Raw genomic sequence first — 17,322 nt, forward strand, 5'->3', positions numbered from 1 at the left:
GGCCAAGTTTGATTGGCTAACGATTGTTTTAATTTTTTAATAAATCCACCAATGACAGCGAAGCGAAATGACCAATGACAAGCGCAGCGATAATGACCAATGACAAAAAGCACAGATAATTTTTTTGATTGGAATACGTTTTTTGCTGATACAGATGTTTTTGTATACCACTGCGGTGCTTTTTTTAATTGAATGTGTTAAAAAATGTTAAGCTGCCGTTTTTCTATTATAAAAGAATAAATTTGCCTTTTGAAAAAATGAACAGGTTACTGGTTTTGTTATTGGTTTTGATGGCTGGCTTGGGCGCATGTAAAAAATCTGTCGACCCGATGGTGCAGTATAATATTCAAAAGGGTATCGACGATAAGATCATAACCGATTACCGGTTAGCTCACCCTCAAGATAGTGCAAAGCAAATTGACACTACGGGGGTATATTACATCATTAAAACCGGCGAACAGGGTTCAGGCAACGATTTGTATACCAGTTCCACAACCATAACAGTAGGATTTACGGGGCAAATACTAACTACCGGTTATACATTTGCGCAAACCAATAATTTTCACCCGTCGTACACATTAGGGAGCGTGATAAGGGGTTGGCAGTTAGGTGTACCGCAGATAAAAAAGGGAGGCAAAGTGCGGTTATTGATACCATCGCGCTATGCTTACGGGCCATATGCGCAGGATTCGATACATTTGCCGGCAAATTCGGTGCTTGATTTTAACATACAGCTTTATAACGTAACAAACTAAAAGACAATAATGAAGGTAAAGGCTGATAATTACGCGCCGTTTACCGGTAACAAATAATATAAATGAGAAAAATTACTTTTACGCTTTTATTCCTTATTTCTGTAGGGTTATTATCTTGCCGCAAAACCAGCGACGATCCGAATATTACGCAATACGACGCCACCAATATCCAAAACTACATTAAAGCCAATGGCCTTACCGGAATGATACGCGATACCTCCGATGGGGATACCAGCGGTATTTATTACCAGATACTGTCGCAGGGTGCCACCACTACCCCTGTTGCTTATTCGGATACGGTAAAGTTTGTGTTTACTTTAAAATCGTTTGATGGCAAATATACTTCGCTCGATTCGCTTACAGCTAATCATTACGATGGTTTCGCCGGCCACATTAACCAGGGCGGTTTCCCTAAAGGTTTACAAATAGCAATACACAACATTTTAAAATATAAAGGTACAAGGGCTCGCATCCTTATCCCTTCGCGCCTGGCTTATGGTGTAAATGGTTACGGATCTGGCAGTTCGAGCAATGTAAACACCCGTATTGCCGGCAACCAGTGTCTTGACTATTATGTAAACCTGGTATCTGACCAGAATTTATATGATGATCAGATTATCAAAAACTACATCTCAACCAAAGGCTTAACCGGCTTTACAAAAGCCTCCGGCGGTTTCTATTACAAAGTAACTATTCCCGGCACCGGTACAGATCCTATTGATCAATACTCAACCTTTACAGCAACGTATGCTGCTAAGTTTTTAACTGACGTTCAGTTCGACGCAAGTCCTACCGATGGTACCGCTACATCCCTTTCAATAGATAGCGTGGTACCTGGCGTTGCGCAGGGCCTCCAGGGGCTTACAACGGGGGCTGCTGTTACCTTGTTATTACCGTCGAGGTATGGTTATGGCAGGGCTGGTACTACAGGAGTTGCCGGAAACACCAGCCTTCGATTTGATTTTACGGTAGTTACCATAACTAACTAATATTACTTAGCCAAAGCGGCTTTAAAAGCTTTTAAACAACGGTCGCGTGCAAAGGCGTGATCGATAATGGGTTTAGGATACTTGCCGAAATCGGCATATTCCGGAACCCATTTTTTTATGTACTTCAGTTCAGGGTCAAACTTTTTGGTTTGCGATTCGGGATTAAAAATTCTGAAGTAAGGTGCCGCGTCAGTGCCCGAGCCTGCAGCCCATTGCCAGCCGCCAACATTGCTGGCCATTTCGTAATCTAACAGCTTACGGGCAAAGTAATGTTCGCCCCAACGCCAGTCAATCAGCAAATCTTTGGTTAAAAAGCTGGCTACAATCATGCGCACCCGGTTGTGCATAAAACCTGTTGCATTTAACTCCCGCATACCCGCGTCAATAATCGGGTAGCCGGTTCGTCCTTCGCACCAGGCTTTAAACTGGCCTTCATCATTTACCCATTTTATCCGGTCGTATTCGGGTCTGAAAGCAGAATCCATCGTATGTGGAAAATGGTGCAGTATCATCATATAAAATTCCCGCCATATCAACTCGTTCAGCCACGTTTTGTTGTGATAGCCGTGCGCTGTTTTAGCCAGCTCACGAATACTTACCGTGCCAAAACGAAGGTGTAAGCCGATATGCGAGGTGCCTTTGCTGGCAGGAAAATCCCGCTTTGCTGCATAGTCGCCAATTACCTCTTTATATTCCCGGTCGGGAAAATGGGCTTCACTTTTCACAAAACCCATCTCATTTAATGACGGTAGCAGCAGGTGATGGATTTTCACCAGCTTGTCGAGGTATTTTTCGGTAGGGTAGCTTTTTAAAAAAAATGGCTTAAGCGTTGCGTACCATTTGCGCTGATAAGGCGTGTAAACCGTGTAAGGCTTACCATCATCCTTGGTAACCTCATCTTTTTCGAAAATTACCTGGTCTTTAAAAGTATGGAAGGCGATTCCGTGCTGTTTTAGTTTCTCCTTTACAACGTCATCGCGTTTCGCCGCGTAGGGTTCATAATCATGGTTGGTGTATACTGCTGCAAGTGGGTATTCTTTGATGATGTTGTCCCAGGCATTGGTTGCCTTGTCATACACAACCAGCAAACTGCTGCCATGTTTATGTAGCTGGCTGCGCAGGTTTTCGATGGTATTATAAATGAAAGTTACCCTTGCATCGCTTTTATCTTCCAGCTTATCCAGTATCTCCTGATCAAAAATAAATACGGGCAAAACCGGGTTGCCACTTTTTAACGCCCGGTACAAACCGGCATTGTCATTTAAACGCAAATCGCGCCGAAACCAGAAGATGGTAACGGGTATGTTATTATCCATAAATCTCTTTTAATGCATCGGCTACTTCGGGGTATTTAAAACTGAAGCCCGCATCCGTAATTTTTTGTGCCGATACTTTGGTACTTCCCAAAACCAGTGAACTCATTTCGCCCAACAACAGTTTCAGTAAAAACGCCGGAACCCTTGGAGCCCATAGTGGCTTACGCATCTGGCGGGCCACCGCTTGTACCATTTGCGCGTTGGTAACCGGGTTTGGCGCCACCATATTGTACACGCCTTTCAGGCCCTTATTTTCGACGCCGAAAAGGTACATATCAATTACGTCCTGCCAATGAACCCACGGGATCCATTGTTTGCCGGTGCCTATAGGCGAGCCAACATATAATTTTACCGGGAGCGCCAACATTGGTAATGCCCCTGCATCTTTATCCAAAACCACACCTGTACGGAATTTCAGTATCCGCAGCCCCAGCTTTTCGCCTTCGTTAACAGCGGTTTCCCATTCAACACAACATTGGGATATAAAATCATGGGTTGGGGCGCTGGTTTCTGTCAGCAGCTCATCGCCCCTGTCATTATAATAGCCAATGCCCGAAGCGGATATTACCGTTGCAACCTTATTGGCCCTGTTTTTTACCAGGTTATAAATAAGCGCTATTGATTTGGTACGGCTTTCGACTATCTCTTTTTTGCGTTCATCGGTCCAGCGCTTATCGGCAATACCGGCGCCGGCCAGGTGAATAATAGTATCTACGCCATCAATGCAATGCTCATCAATAGCGCCTTTATTTACATCCCACAAAAAGGTTTTAATAGTATTGTCGCCACCCGGTGTCCGGCTCAGCACGCTTACCTGGTAGCCTTTGCCCAGCAAATGCTTACTTAACCGTTTACCTAAGCCGCCCGAGCCGCCTGTTATTAATATGTTAGTCATTAGTCATTAGTCATTAGTCATTAGTCATTAGTCATTAGTCATTAGTCATTAGTCATTAGTCATTAGTTGGAATTGGCCGGGACTTTTATTGTTTTGATTATCTAAAGTATTTTTGCAAACCATCAATGACCAATGACAGCGAAGCGAAATGACCAATGACAAGCGAAGCGACAATGACTAATGAACCTCCCCATAGTGTACAATCTCTTTGGCCATTCCTTTAAAAATAAACAGGTGGAATGGCCACATGGCGTACCAGTACAACCTGCCCCAAAGGCCGCTGGGCCTAAAGGTAGCTACCTGGCTCAGATTTTTAGTACCATTACGTTCAATTATTTTAAATTCAAGCCAGGCCTCGCCGGGCAGCTTCATTTCGGCATATAGTAACAGGCGTTTGTTTTCTTTATCGGCTAATAATACCCTCCAAAAATCTATCACATCGCCCGGTGCTATGTTAATGCTGCTGGTACGGCCGCGGCGCGAGCCTACACCACCGAATAACTTATCAAGAAAACCGCGCAGGTTCCAAATCCAGTCCCAATAATACCATCCCCTATTGCCCCCTACCGACATGAAATTTACAAACACATCCTGGCTATCGCGCTCAAAGGGCACTTTTACTTTATATTCAAGCGTACCGTTTTGAGGCACCTTTATCTGATCCATGAAGCCGGTGGTAAGGTAGCCCATATTCAGGGCATCCTTCCAGCTGGATACTATAGAATTTTGCTCGATTTTTACAAAGGCCAGGTTTAATGCTTCCTCATAGGTAAGGCATTTGCGCGGCACAATATCATCAATGGCATGGTCCTTCATGATGGTTTCGTTCTTCATACTGTTTACCAGGCTTTGGGCCAGTGTATAGCTGGTAGAGGTTACAAAGTAAAGCCAGTATGACGAGATTTTTGGCGAGAGGAACGGTATAATAAATATATGCCGTTTAAGCTTACGCACTTTGGCATACACCAGCATCATATCTTTAAACGATAAAATATCCGGGCCGCCAATATCAAATGTTTTGTTAAATGTTTTGGGGTTAAGCATTACGGCCTCCAGGTAGCCCAACACATCGCGGATAGCAATGGGTTGGCAACGGGTATTTACCCAGCGCGGAACCGTCATGATAGGCAGTTTTTCGGTAAGGTCGCGGATGATCTCGAACGATGCACTGCCCGAACCGATGATGATGGCTGCCCTTAACACGGTAAGCGCAGCCTTGCCCTCCTTTAATACGTCCTCTACATGCCTGCGCGATTCAAGGTGCCGGCTCAGGTTTTCATCGTTGGTAATACCGCTTAAAAATATGGTTTGCCTGCAATTGGTTTTATCAAGGGCCTGGATAAAATTATAAGCCGATAACACCTCCAAAGCCGCAAAATCCTGCGCCTGCGACATGGAATGAACCAGGTAATAAGCGGCATCAATATCTTCGGGGAAAGCTTCAATATCCGCCTCCTTCAGCAAATCGCCGTTAATCAGGGTAACCCGTTTACTAAAATCGCTGTGCTCATGAAAACGGCGCTTATCGCGTACCAGGCAAACTACATCATGACCTTTCTCCAGCAAAACCGGGATAAGCCTTGTTCCTATGTAACCATTGGCACCGGCAAGTAAAACTTTCATATGTATTTAAACAATAAAGAAGACATGGTGTTTTACAAAGCCGATTTAAAACCAAGCTAACAATTATGATAGCAAAAACAAGGTTAATGAGTTTTACCAAACAAAAGCCTTTGCTTTATACACATACAATCTGCGCTGTAAAACTACCATAAGTTAAAAGATGTTAAATGCGTATAGGATGTATAAAAGGAGCACCAAACACGTTATATATTAGCAGCTAAATAAATAATTGACTGATTTACATTAATCACCTATCTTTGCAAAATGTTTAAAAAACAACTAACGTTATTCGCCTGTGTTTTAGCCCTGTTGATTATAACACTGGGAAGTTGTAAAAGCAAATACGAAAAGTTAAAAGCAAGTAACGATTACGCCAAAAAATACCAGGAAGCCATTAAGTACTATAATAAACAGGAGTACGAAAAAGCGCTGGGTTTGTTTGATGTGCTGGTTGAACGCTATCGTGGCCGCAGTGCTGCCGAAGACTTGTTTTATTACTATGCCTTCACCAACTATAAGCTAAAGGATTATACATCTGCAAGGTTTCATTTTAAAACCTTTGCCGATACTTACCCGTCGAGCCCAAGGGCTGAGGAATGCCGTTTCTTTTCAGCCTATTGCTACTACCTTGATTCGCCTACCTACTCGCTCGACCAGGAAAACACTTTAAAGGCTATTGAAACGTTACAGCTGTTTATTAACCTTTACCCTAAAAGCGACCGTGTTACCGAGGCGAGTAAACTGATACAAAACCTGCGCGATAAACTGGAGCAAAAAGCTTATGAAAACGCTAAGTTATATTTAACCATCAGCGATTATCAATCGGCAGTTATTGCTTTTAATAACGTACTGCGCGATTACCCGGATACCAAATATGGCGAGGAAATTGAGTACCTTACCATAAAAGCGCAGTATGAGTACGCCAACCATAGCTTTGAAACCAAACAGGTTGAACGTTTTGAACAGGCCATAACCTATGCCGATCAGTTTAACGACAAGTTTCCTAAAAGCAAATACGGCCACGAAGCTACTACGCTTAAAAAAGATAGCCAAACCGGTATTGTGGATGCCAACCGGGTACTGGCCGAAGACCTTGCAAATAACAAACTGGGCAAGAAGTTAGCCGCCAGGAAAGATACGCTAAAAACGCAGCCACCATCAGAAAAGAATCAGGATCAGAAAATACCATATTAAAAAATTAAGATATGACAGCTAATAACACCAACAAACCAGCAGTAGCAAGCAGCACTGTAACCCGCGATTTACGCGAGCTGGACGTTAAAACCAACAATATATATGAGTCGCTTGTGATCATGTCTAAAAGGGCGAACCAGATATCAAACAATATTAAAGAAGAGTTACACCAAAAACTTTCTGAGTTTGCATCGTCAAACGATAATCTGGAAGAAGTTTTTGAAAACCGTGAGCAAATCGAGATTTCTAAATACTACGAAAAATTGCCAAAACCATCTTTGGTTGCAGTTCAGGAGTTTTTAGACGATAAGATTTACTACCGTAACCCGGCTAAAGAAGTATAAGCTTCGTTAAGGCAAAATTCAAAAGTCAAAATTCATAAGTGATCTGTATGGTTACTTTGGGTTTTGACTTTTGTTTTTTTAGCTATATTCACATGGTTATTTAAATTATCTTTTTTGAATTAGCCATATCGATGTCGTTGACTAAGTCATATTTTTTGACTTTTGAATTTTGAATTTTGAATTTAAAAAGTAAAAACATCATCCTGGGAGTTTGCGGCAGTATAGCTGCATATAAGTCGGCATTGCTGGTTAGGCTATTGGTTAAAGCCGGCGCGCAGGTGCAGGTAATAATGACACCAGATGCTGTTAGCTTTATAACGCCGCTTACACTTTCAACCCTATCTAAAAAACCGGTATTGGTGAATTATTATAAAACCGACACCGGCGAGTGGCATAACCATGTTGAGCTTGGCCTATGGGCCAATATGCTCATTATAGCTCCTGCAACGGCCAATACCCTGGCAAAAATGGCCAACGGACTTTGCGATAATTTACTCACCGCCGTTTACCTATCGGCCAAATGCCCGGTATACTTTGCCCCCGCCATGGATTTGGATATGTGGCTACACCCCGCAACCCGCCAAAACGTAGCCCGGCTACAATCCTTTGGTAATACCATGATAGCACCCGGCAGCGGGGAGCTTGCCAGCGGGCTTTATGGCGAAGGGCGATTGGCCGAACCCGAAGAGATTGTAGGTTTTTTATCGTCGGAGCTTAAAAAAAAAGCCCTTTTAGCGGGGCATAAAATTATGGTAACCGCCGGCCCCACTTATGAGGCTATTGATCCGGTACGTTTTATAGGCAACCATTCATCTGGCAAAATGGGGTTCGCTATTGCCGATGAGCTGGCCGGTATGGGTGCCGATGTTACTTTAATAAGCGGCCCAACAGCACAGGTTAACAAGCAGCAATCTGTTAAACTGATAAACGTTACCTCGGCAGCCGAAATGCTGGATGCCTGTTTAACTATTTACAAATATGCAAAAGCCTGTATCATGAGTGCCGCCGTTGCTGATTATACACCAACCGAGGTAGCATTGCAAAAGATCAAGAAAAAGGATGCCTCGCTTAATATCAGCCTAAAAACCACCACTGATATTTTAAAAACCCTGGGCGGGCAAAAAGCCCCCGGCCAGATCCTGGTTGGCTTTGCGCTGGAAACCAACAACGAGGAAGCAAATGCAATAACCAAACTGCAAAAGAAGAATTTGGATTTTATTGTATTAAATTCGTTGAATGATGCCGGCGCCGGCTTTAAGCAGGATACTAATAAAATTACCATTATTGACCGTAACCTGCAAAAAACAACCTTCGCGCTTAAAAGCAAGGAGGCGGTAGCCCGTGATATTTGCCTTAAACTCGCACAACTTATAACCGGATGAAACAGCTGTTCATTTACACTATCCTTATTTTTTTGGGTTTCCGGTGCGCCGCACAGGACCTGAATGCACGTGTATCGGTAGTTTCGCCAAAAATACAAGTGAGCAACAAGCGGGTTTTCCAGACGCTGGAAACCGCCATGAAGGATTTTTTAAATGGCCGTAAATGGAGCGCCGACCCTATTTTGCCACAGGAGCGTATTGATTGTAATTTTGTATTAAACATTACCAACTGGGATGGCGGCAGTAATTTTAGCGGCGAGCTTCAGGTACAATCATCAAGGCCTGTTTTTGGGTCGTCATACAGCACAACCCTGATTAATATTAACGACCGCGACGTTGATTTTACCTACAACGAAGGCCAGACAGTTGATTACAGCGATCAGAATTTTCAAAGCAACTTAAGCTCGGTAATGGCATTTTACGCCTATATTATTGTAGGGATGGATTATGATACCTTTTCGCGCTTTGGGGGCAGCCCCTATTTTGCTGCCGCGCAAACGGTGGTAAACAACGCCCAAACCGGATCATATAAAGGCTGGAAGGCTTTTGACGGTAACACAAACCGTTATTGGTTATCCGAAAATTTAAACAATAAACTTTACGCCCAGTTACGCGGTTTTATGTACGATTACCACCGCAACGGCCTCGATTTAATGGCCGACAATGTAAATAAAGGCCGAAAAGCAATCTCGTCCTTTTTACCCACCCTGCAACAGGTTGACAGGCAGCGCGTGGGCTCCATGTTCCCACTCATATTTTATACCGCCAAAAGCGACGAGCTGGTATCACTATACAGCAAGGCCGATCCGCAGGAGCGCGTACAGGCCATGAACTTATTTTTACAAGCCGATCCGGCCAATGGGAATAAGTACCAGGCTTTAAAATAAGAGTCAAGATGTGAGAATCAAGAAGCAAGACTATCCTTGCTCTTTACGCCTTTTATCCATAGTACTTCTTTTTACAACAGTCTTAATTCTATACTCTAATTTCTTGTTTCTCTTCCATGGTGTTGCCTGCGGCCGGGCTTTACGCTTATACTGCACGGGCTTTAGCCACATGGCCGGTATTCGCTGCAATCCCTAACACATTTGTCTGAACCGGAATTTACAGAATTTAAGAATTAACAGAATTTAAAAAGCTAATTCGAGAAATTCTAAAAATTCGTTTAATTCGAGTTCAGACAATCAACTTAATCAACTCAATCCAACTTAATCAACCCCATCAACCACTCACCAAAAAAATTTAACAAATCTCTTGCATATACGAAATCTATCGTAGATATTTGTACGAAGAAATTCGTATTGAATAAAATGGATATAAAAGCAACAGAAAGCGAGCTCGAAATTTTACAGGTGATTTGGAGAATGGGACAATGCACCGTGCGCGATGTACACGAAGAATTGGCCAAAACTAAAGATGCAGGCTACACTACTACCCTTAAACTAATGCAGATTATGCATGATAAAGGTATGGTTGAGCGTGATACTACCTCTAAAACACATTTATACAAAGCTTTATTTACACAAGAGCAGGCGCAAAGCAACGCTTTAGATAAAATATTGTCTACTGTGTTTAAAGGCTCCACATCCGATTTGGTGATACAGGCACTTGGCCAGCACCGGGCTTCAAAGGATGAGATAGACGCCATTAAAAACTTTTTAAATCAGTTTGACCAGGATAAAAAATAAAACGTTATGGAAAGTGTGTTCTATAATATAAGCCAGGTTTTGGGTATCACTATTATCCACTCATTATGGCAGGGGTTATTGGTTTGGTTTGCTTTGCGCCTGTTACTAACCTGCGCGCCATCGTTATCAACCATAAAAAAACATAACACCGCTATGGTTGCCATGTTGGCTATAAGCGTGTGGTTTGTTTACACCTTTGTAAACCAGCTACAGGCGCATGTGTGGGTAAATTTAGCGGCAGCAAATGCCCCTGCCCTGTTACCTGCACTTAACCTGCCCTTGGTTAACATCCATTATACAGCTCAACATAATTATTACTATTACGCCATCCAGGGTTATTTGCCCTACATATCGGCCATCTACTTTATCGGGCTCACATTCAATATTTTAAAAATGGGGCTCAACTGGCAAAAAATCAGCCATATTAAACGCACCATGATGCCATCTGATACCGTGCAGGTTTATGTAGATACGCTTTGCCGGCAAATGAACATTAAAAAATATGTGAGCGTAAACATCAGCCGCTTTGTGGATGTGCCCTGCATGATTGGCTTTTTTAGCCCGATAATATTACTGCCCATTTCGCTCACTACTTATTTATCTGCCGACGAGATCAAATCTATTTTACTGCATGAGCTATCGCACATCAAACGTAACGATTACCTGCTCAACCTGTTGCAGCAGTTCATGAGCATATTGCTTTTCTTCAACCCCTTTGCCCAATTAATTAATAGGATAATAAACCAGGAACGCGAAAACCGGTGCGATGACCTGGTTGTACAAACCACTGCCCAGCCCTTAGTGTATGCGCATGCACTATTAAAGCTGGAGCAAAAAAGGCAGGTAAACCTGCAAATGGCACTTGCCGCCACCGGAAAAAAATATCATTTATTAAACAGAATTGAACGGATCATGAAAACCCAAAAACCAATAGGCAACATACGCCACCTTTTAGTGGCTGTTGCAATACTTACAGCCGGTATCAGCAGTATTGCCTGGCTCAACCCTACCATTGCCGATGGTAAAATAGCCATCAAAAAAGTAAAAATTACCTACCCTACCGTATTAAAAGAATTACTAACCGATACCATCCGCAAAAAGGTTGCTAAAGCCAAAAGGGTTGTAGCCAATAAAACGGCCATCAGAAACAAACAACTTGCCGAAGAACGTTACAGCAACTTTGATGATAAAGAGTTGAACAAACTAACTGCCGAAGTTGATAAGTACGCAAAACAGATTGATAAGTACTACAACAGCGCCGATTTTCAAAAATTGCAAAAACTGATGGAAGAGAAAGGCGAAGCTATGGAGAAGTTTTACAATAACCCCGAGTTAAAAAAGATACAGCAAGAACAGGAGAAAATAGCCGAAGACTTTCAGAAAAACTGGGCCGAAACCGGTGAAACAACCAAAATGAGTGAGCAAATGGGCAAGCTGGGCGAAAAAGTTGGCGCCTATTACAACAGCGCCGATTTTAAACGCATGAATGCCGAGCTGAGGAAAAAATATGGTATAAAAGGCGAATATCATGACGACCGCAAAGATGAAAACTATCGCAAATACCAGGACGAACTACAAAGCAAAATATCGCCCGAGGTAAAAGAGCAAACCGAGCAATTGAAAAAAATGGGCGAGGAAATGCGCGGCCATTATGACTCACCAGAATTTCGCAAAAAAAGCGAGGAGCTTAGGGCGATGAGCGATAGCTTAAGAAAAGCCTTCCGCAACCCGCAAATGGAAGAGCAAAAACAGGAGATGAGAAAACTTGGCGAACAGATGCGCGGCTACCAGGATAATGCCGAAATGAAACAGGCAAAAGCACAATTACGTGAAGCCAGTAAAAAACTGCGCGAATATACCAATAGCCCAGAATTTAAAAAGCGCATAGCCGAAGCCAAAAAAGAGGCTTACCTAATGGACGACGATAAAGAATAGTCTGAAGTCCTTAGTCTGAAGCCCTAAGTCTGAATTGTATTTTTTGACTTAGGACTTGAGACTTCCGACTAAAGACTCTCCCTCATAACACTAAATTATTTAGCAATATTTTATTAAATTTTATTTTAAAGAAGCTTAATGCTTAATTTAGTATCCTTAATAAAATAAGGATACTTTTTTTATGCTTCAAAAGCTAACCATCAATAATTACGCGCTGATTGATAACCTGGAGATAAGTTTTGGCGAAGGCCTTAACATACTTACCGGCGAAACCGGCGCAGGTAAATCGATCATTTTGGGTGCTCTGTCGCTTATTTTGGGGCAGCGGGCCGAGAGCCGTTACTTTTTTAACCAGCAAAGAAAATGCGTTATCGAAGGTTCGTTTAAAATCAGCGGCTTTCACTTAAGCTCCTTCTTTGAAGAGAACGACCTGGACTACGAAGCTGAAACCGTTTTACGCCGCGAGATATCTGCAGATGGTAAATCGCGTGCTTTTGTAAATGATACACCGGTAAACCTTACATCACTTAAGCAATTAGGCGAAAAGCTGATTGACATCCATTCGCAGCACGCCACATTAGAGATTAACGACCCGGAGTTTCAGCTATTGGTGGTTGATTCGGTAGCCAAACACGACGATTTGCTGAACGAGTACCGCACTAAATACCGCGCCTTTAAAAAAGATACCGGCAAGCTTGCCCAATTGATTGCCGAAAGTGATAAGGCCAAAGCCGACCTGGATTATTTTCAGTTTCAGTTTGATGAGCTGGAAAAAGTTAGCCTGGCGGCCGACGAGCAGGAGCCGCTTGAAAAAGAACTGTACGCCTTAAATAACGCCGAAGAAATAAAACGCAACCTGTACGGAGCCTACTACCTGGTACAGGAAAGCGAAACCGCTGCCCTGGCGCAACTGCGCGAGGCGGGGCAGCAATTAGGCTCCATAGAAAAATTTGATACGCAGATTGAAGAACTGCACCAGCGATTGAACAGCGCTATTATCGAATTAAAAGATATCGCCGCCGAAATAGAAGGCATTGAACAAAAAACGCATACCAACGATGCCAGGGTTGATGAAATTAACACCCGGCTTAGTTTGATATATAACCTGCAAAAAAAGCACCGGGTAAATAGTAACGCCGAACTATTGCAGATACAGGATGACCTGTCAGAGAAAATACAACAGGCTTTATTTGGCGATGAAACCATCGAAAAACTGCAACAACAGCTTGCTGCCGATAAAGCCGGGCTTGAGAAACTGGCAGGCAAATTAACCGCAAACCGGCTTAAAGCCATCCCCGCCATTGAAAAACAGGTAATTGATACCCTGGCCGAAATGGGGATGGGAAGTTCGGTGTTGAAGATTGAGCAAACGCCCCCCCCGCCCCCTAAAGGGGGACCTTTTGATTTGCAGGGTGGTGGGGTGCTTAGCGAGAATGGGGTTGATCATGTACGTTTCCTTTTCTCGGCCAATAAGGGGCATGCTTTGGCCGAAATGAGTAAGGTGGCATCAGGTGGCGAGCTTTCCCGGCTGATGCTGAGCATTAAATCTATCATAGCCAAATACACCGCCCTGCCAACAATCATATTTGACGAGATTGATACCGGGGTATCCGGCGAAGTAGCTAACAAAGTAGGCACCATTATGGAGCGCCTTGCCGATAATTTACAGGTGATAACCATTACCCACCTGCCACAAATTGCCAGCAAGGGTAAAAACCATTACTTTGTTTATAAGGACGATAGCGCGGCAACTACCTATACCCGCATGAAACAACTGGATGCCCGGGAGCGCATATTGGAAATTGCCAAAATGCTGAGTGGTGATAAACCGGGTGAAAGCGCTTTGCAAAATGCCAGGGAATTGCTTGATAGTATCAAGTAGTAAGTATCAAGTATCAAGACAGCTGCACTAAATTGGTTTCAGAGCAGTTTGTCCAATGGCTTTTATCCGAAAGTCAAAAATCTTGATACTTGATACTCGAAGAAAAATTCTTGATACTTGATACTAACTACTTGATACTAATATTATAACTTTACGCCCAATTGTAAAAAATCAAAACATGGCTTATAATTTATTAAAAGGCAAAAAAGGTATCATATTTGGTGCCCTAAATGAGCAATCCATCGCCTGGAAAGTAGCGCAGCGCGCTGTACAGGAAGGTGCCGAAATTGTATTATCAAACGCGCCTATCGCATTACGCATGGGCGAACTCAATAAACTTGCCGAAGAATGCAATGCGCCCGTTATAGGTGCGGATGTTACCAGCAATGATGACATCAACAACCTGTTTACCAAAACAAAAGAACATTTTGGCGGTGGTGTTGATTTTATCCTGCACTCTATCGGCATGAGCATCAACGTGCGTAAAAACATTCCTTACCCAGAAAATAACTACGATTTTACCCATAAAGGTTTTGATATTTCGGCCTTAAGCCTGCACCGCATTTTACAGGCAGCCATGAAGCATGATGCCATTAACGATTGGGGATCTGTAGTGGCTTTAAGCTACATAGCCGGCCAGCGTTATTTCCCTGGCTATAATGACATGGCCGATAACAAAGCTGTTTTAGAAAGCATTGCACGTAACTTTGGTTACGAATACGGCGTAAGCAAAAAAGTACGCGTAAATACCATATCACAATCACCAACCCGCACCACTGCCGGGGCCGGCGTTAAAGGCTTTGATGGCTTTATTGAATTTGCCGAAAAAATGAGCCCGCTTGGTAATGCCGATGCCGACCAATGTGCCGACTACTGCATCACCCTGTTCAGCGATTTAACCAAAATGGTTACCATGCAAAATCTTTTCCATGATGGTGGCTTCTCCTTTACCGGTGTAACGCAGGCTGTTATAGATCAGATGGCGAAATAATAAACAATAAAAAATATATTATTAGGCGAAGCATTCGGCAAACCCTTATTATTGCACAATAATAGGGGTTTGCTATTTTATAATGCTTTATTCTATATATGACAAAATCTTTAGGATTTGTTTTTATCATCTCAATATTATTATTTAGTAAAGCGTATTCCCAAAACCTAAATGCTACAGGTAAAGTTCTTGATAAACAAAATCACCTCGCTGTTCAAAGTGCAAATGTTAAGGTTTACGAAGGAAATAATCTGCTGTACCAGACATTAACCGATAGTGTCGGCTTTTTTAAGATTCCTAATCAATATTTCATTCAATCCTCATATTTTAAAATTAGCTCTTTGACTTTCAACGAACTGACTTTTAAAATAGATGTCAAGAAATATAATTTAGCCAAAAATATTGATTTAGGTGTTTTCTACATTTCACCAAAACAAGTTGAATTAAAAGAAGTAAAAATTTCGGCTAAGAGACGATATAGGGATACAACAAAAATAGATCTTTCTAAAGAAAAATTTGAGAGTTCTATTATGATAAACGACCTTCTGTCAAAACGATATGGCTTTTATAGAGATGATCATGGACAATTATATTATAACGGAAAGATAGTTTCTAATCTTGTTGTTAATGGTAGCGATTTTTTTGGCCAAAACAATTTGGATATATATAAACTATTACCAGCATTGGTGCTTGATAATATAAAGGTCATTGAAACCAATATCGATAGTACTACAAATACTACGATGCTAAGACCTACTATTAAAGTAAATCTCACTCTAAAAGAAAAGTATAACAAAGGAAAATTCGGCAACTCAAGTTTGGGTATTGGGACAGAAAGCAGATACCTAACCGCCGCCAATTTATATAATTACAATAATAGAGAACAAATCTCTCTTGTACTCAACAGCAACAACGTCAATATTAACAACAATTTTGATCAAGTACCTTCCATTAATTTCTCAGTTGGCAGTAATAACACTACAGCACATGAGAGTAGATTTATGTACAGCAATGTATTTGGAAAAAAAGTAGAACTTAATATCGCAATAGGGGGTAAAATTGAAAACAGGAATATAATTTCTGTATCAGAACGACAAGATCATATTAATAATCAATTTTATAGGATAACAAATAAATCTATTTCCAAATCATCTGGAATTTCCGATGCTAACTTAAGCCTAAGATATTTTATTGACTCACTAAATACGATCAGTCTAACCCAAAACAACAATTTTAATAACACGAAGGTTGCCGACTCTTTAAATTATGCTACGATACCGGATTCAATTAATAATTTTTCAAATTTAAGTAAAACTCAAACTCAGAAAAAGAAATCAAATCAAACTGAAATTTCATATACACATCAATTCTTGTCGAAAAAAGGCCGAATATTGGTATTTACTGGCAATATGGGTACAAATAACTCGCAAAATACTGAAGTTGACAATGTCTATAGCCCAGTTAATATTAATCTCCCAAGCTACTTTATCGACGTTTCAAAAATATTAACTGAGCGATCCATTGGGTTTAATTCAAATTATACTAACCCTTTAAATGAAGATGCTTACTACAATGTCTATTTAAAATATAAAAACGTAACAGATCGATATGATAATACCATAACAAGCGATAGTTCATTTAATACGCCATACCAGCTCAATAAGATTAGAAATAATTACATCGAACTGGGATCGAAGATTCAAAAAACCTTTAGCAAAATTTCACTTTATGGGGAGATTGCAGGATTGCTCGATTTAAGAAATATATTATCAATTCAACAAAACAGCTATACCTCGTTCTCAAATATTAACGCAAATTTAAGAACCAATTATAAAATCGGCAGAGACAGAAATATCTCACTAAATATTAAAACGGCCACCGACTACCCGGAAATCACTCAACTGGTTAACATCAACAATTCCTATGATTTAGTATTCCAATCAAATGGGAACCCCAATCTCCGACCAGAATTAGACCATAGTATCAAGTTAAATTATAGCTCTAATAACGGACAAATATCTATAAATGCCGGTGTTGATTTTTACAATTCCAAATTTGGAATGCGTATCAATACATTGTCAAATACGACACAAGCATCATTTATAGACAATATTGGCAACGCCAATACTGCGTCAATTGGCCTGTCATTTCTTAAAAATGTATCCGATCAACTAAGCCTAAATTACACCAATAATTTAAACTACCAGGAGCAACCAACAATCATAAACGGAAGATTTAATTTAAACAATGCAATTAGGTTTAATCAACTCATATATACTACAAAGGAATTAGTTAAAAATATTCTTACTATTTCCCCTGTAATAACCG

The 17,322-nt window shown here is 41.4% G+C and carries 14 protein-coding genes; 11 read left to right on the forward strand and 3 right to left on the reverse strand.

Annotated elements, in window-relative coordinates; translation table 11 throughout:
• Positions 1-257 precede the first annotated feature (257 nt).
• Complete coding sequence (locus AC1DU2_RS04560) at positions 258-755, forward strand: FKBP-type peptidyl-prolyl cis-trans isomerase (RefSeq protein WP_477383011.1); 498 nt, start codon at positions 258-260, stop codon at positions 753-755.
• A 62-nt stretch (positions 756-817) separates the two neighbouring features.
• Positions 818-1,744, forward strand: coding sequence for an FKBP-type peptidyl-prolyl cis-trans isomerase (locus tag AC1DU2_RS04565; protein ID WP_477383012.1), 927 nt, complete (start codon positions 818-820; stop codon positions 1,742-1,744).
• Between the two features lie 2 nt (positions 1,745-1,746).
• Here AC1DU2_RS04565 and AC1DU2_RS04570 read toward each other — a convergent pair whose 3' ends face one another.
• The 3 genes from AC1DU2_RS04570 to AC1DU2_RS04580 form a co-directional block, all read right to left on the reverse strand.
• Positions 1,747-3,060 carry a cryptochrome/photolyase family protein gene (locus tag AC1DU2_RS04570; RefSeq protein WP_477383013.1) on the reverse strand — a complete coding sequence of 438 codons (1,314 nt, stop codon included), beginning with the start codon at positions 3,058-3,060 and terminating at the stop codon, positions 1,747-1,749.
• A complete protein-coding gene (locus AC1DU2_RS04575; RefSeq protein WP_477383014.1) occupies positions 3,053-3,955 on the reverse strand; it encodes a TIGR01777 family oxidoreductase in 903 nt (300 codons plus the stop codon). Before AC1DU2_RS04575 ends, AC1DU2_RS04570 begins: the two co-directional genes overlap by 8 nt.
• Before the next feature lie 177 nt (positions 3,956-4,132).
• Entirely contained in the window at positions 4,133-5,578 is a 1,446-nt protein-coding gene (locus AC1DU2_RS04580; protein WP_477383016.1) for an SDR family oxidoreductase, read from the reverse strand.
• Positions 5,579-5,842: 264 nt separating this feature from the next.
• Here AC1DU2_RS04580 and AC1DU2_RS04585 point away from each other — a divergent pair, with 264 nt between their 5' ends.
• The 9 genes from AC1DU2_RS04585 to AC1DU2_RS04625 all read left to right on the forward strand — a co-directional run.
• Entirely contained in the window at positions 5,843-6,772 is a 930-nt protein-coding gene (locus AC1DU2_RS04585; protein WP_477383017.1) for an outer membrane protein assembly factor BamD, read from the forward strand.
• 11 nt (positions 6,773-6,783) lie between these two features.
• Positions 6,784-7,116: a DNA-directed RNA polymerase subunit omega gene (locus AC1DU2_RS04590; protein ID WP_477361078.1), complete on the forward strand. Its 333-nt coding sequence runs from the start codon at positions 6,784-6,786 to the stop codon at positions 7,114-7,116.
• 176 nt (positions 7,117-7,292) lie between these two features.
• A complete protein-coding gene (coaBC, locus tag AC1DU2_RS04595) occupies positions 7,293-8,498 on the forward strand; it encodes a bifunctional phosphopantothenoylcysteine decarboxylase/phosphopantothenate--cysteine ligase CoaBC (protein WP_477383018.1) in 1,206 nt (401 codons plus the stop codon).
• Positions 8,495-9,385: a type IX secretion system protein PorD gene (gene porD, locus AC1DU2_RS04600; RefSeq protein ID WP_477361074.1), complete on the forward strand. Its 891-nt coding sequence runs from the start codon at positions 8,495-8,497 to the stop codon at positions 9,383-9,385. Before coaBC ends, porD begins: the two co-directional genes overlap by 4 nt.
• A 423-nt stretch (positions 9,386-9,808) precedes the next feature.
• The gene (locus AC1DU2_RS04605; RefSeq protein WP_090651664.1) at positions 9,809-10,186 is read left to right on the forward strand and encodes a BlaI/MecI/CopY family transcriptional regulator; all 378 of its coding nucleotides are present in this window, start codon (positions 9,809-9,811) and stop codon (positions 10,184-10,186) included.
• A gap of 6 nt (positions 10,187-10,192) precedes the next feature.
• On the forward strand, positions 10,193-12,121 hold the full coding sequence (locus tag AC1DU2_RS04610) for a M56 family metallopeptidase (RefSeq protein ID WP_477383019.1): 1,929 nt from the start codon (positions 10,193-10,195) through the stop codon (positions 12,119-12,121).
• A gap of 181 nt (positions 12,122-12,302) precedes the next feature.
• Positions 12,303-14,003, forward strand: a complete 1,701-nt coding sequence (gene recN, locus AC1DU2_RS04615; protein ID WP_477383020.1) for a DNA repair protein RecN — start codon at positions 12,303-12,305, stop codon at positions 14,001-14,003.
• 178 nt (positions 14,004-14,181) lie between these two features.
• Positions 14,182-14,994 (forward strand): enoyl-ACP reductase FabI, encoded by an 813-nt coding sequence (locus AC1DU2_RS04620; RefSeq protein WP_477361068.1) that lies wholly within the window; start codon positions 14,182-14,184, stop codon positions 14,992-14,994.
• A gap of 98 nt (positions 14,995-15,092) precedes the next feature.
• A partial coding sequence (locus AC1DU2_RS04625; RefSeq protein ID WP_477383021.1) for an outer membrane beta-barrel protein occupies positions 15,093-17,322 on the forward strand: 2,230 nt, incomplete at its 3' end.

This window comes from Mucilaginibacter sp. P4_C11 (assembly GCF_056402115.1).

Bases quoted from the DNA above. Each gene is read 5' to 3' on its own strand.
- AC1DU2_RS04590 (WP_477361078.1), top strand. From the start codon at position 6,784: ATGACAGCTAATAACACCAACAAACCAGCAGTAGCAAGCAGCACTGTA.
- AC1DU2_RS04605 (WP_090651664.1), top strand. From the start codon at position 9,809: ATGGATATAAAAGCAACAGAAAGCGAGCTCGAAATTTTACAGGTGATT.
- AC1DU2_RS04610 (WP_477383019.1), top strand. From the start codon at position 10,193: ATGGAAAGTGTGTTCTATAATATAAGCCAGGTTTTGGGTATCACTATT.
- AC1DU2_RS04570 (WP_477383013.1), bottom strand. From the start codon at position 3,060: ATGGATAATAACATACCCGTTACCATCTTCTGGTTTCGGCGCGATTTG.
- AC1DU2_RS04620 (WP_477361068.1), top strand. From the start codon at position 14,182: ATGGCTTATAATTTATTAAAAGGCAAAAAAGGTATCATATTTGGTGCC.
- AC1DU2_RS04585 (WP_477383017.1), top strand. From the start codon at position 5,843: ATGTTTAAAAAACAACTAACGTTATTCGCCTGTGTTTTAGCCCTGTTG.
- AC1DU2_RS04565 (WP_477383012.1), top strand. From the start codon at position 818: ATGAGAAAAATTACTTTTACGCTTTTATTCCTTATTTCTGTAGGGTTA.
- porD (WP_477361074.1), top strand. From the start codon at position 8,495: ATGAAACAGCTGTTCATTTACACTATCCTTATTTTTTTGGGTTTCCGG.
- AC1DU2_RS04560 (WP_477383011.1), top strand. From the start codon at position 258: ATGAACAGGTTACTGGTTTTGTTATTGGTTTTGATGGCTGGCTTGGGC.
- AC1DU2_RS04575 (WP_477383014.1), bottom strand. From the start codon at position 3,955: ATGACTAACATATTAATAACAGGCGGCTCGGGCGGCTTAGGTAAACGG.
- AC1DU2_RS04580 (WP_477383016.1), bottom strand. From the start codon at position 5,578: ATGAAAGTTTTACTTGCCGGTGCCAATGGTTACATAGGAACAAGGCTT.
- recN (WP_477383020.1), top strand. From the start codon at position 12,303: ATGCTTCAAAAGCTAACCATCAATAATTACGCGCTGATTGATAACCTG.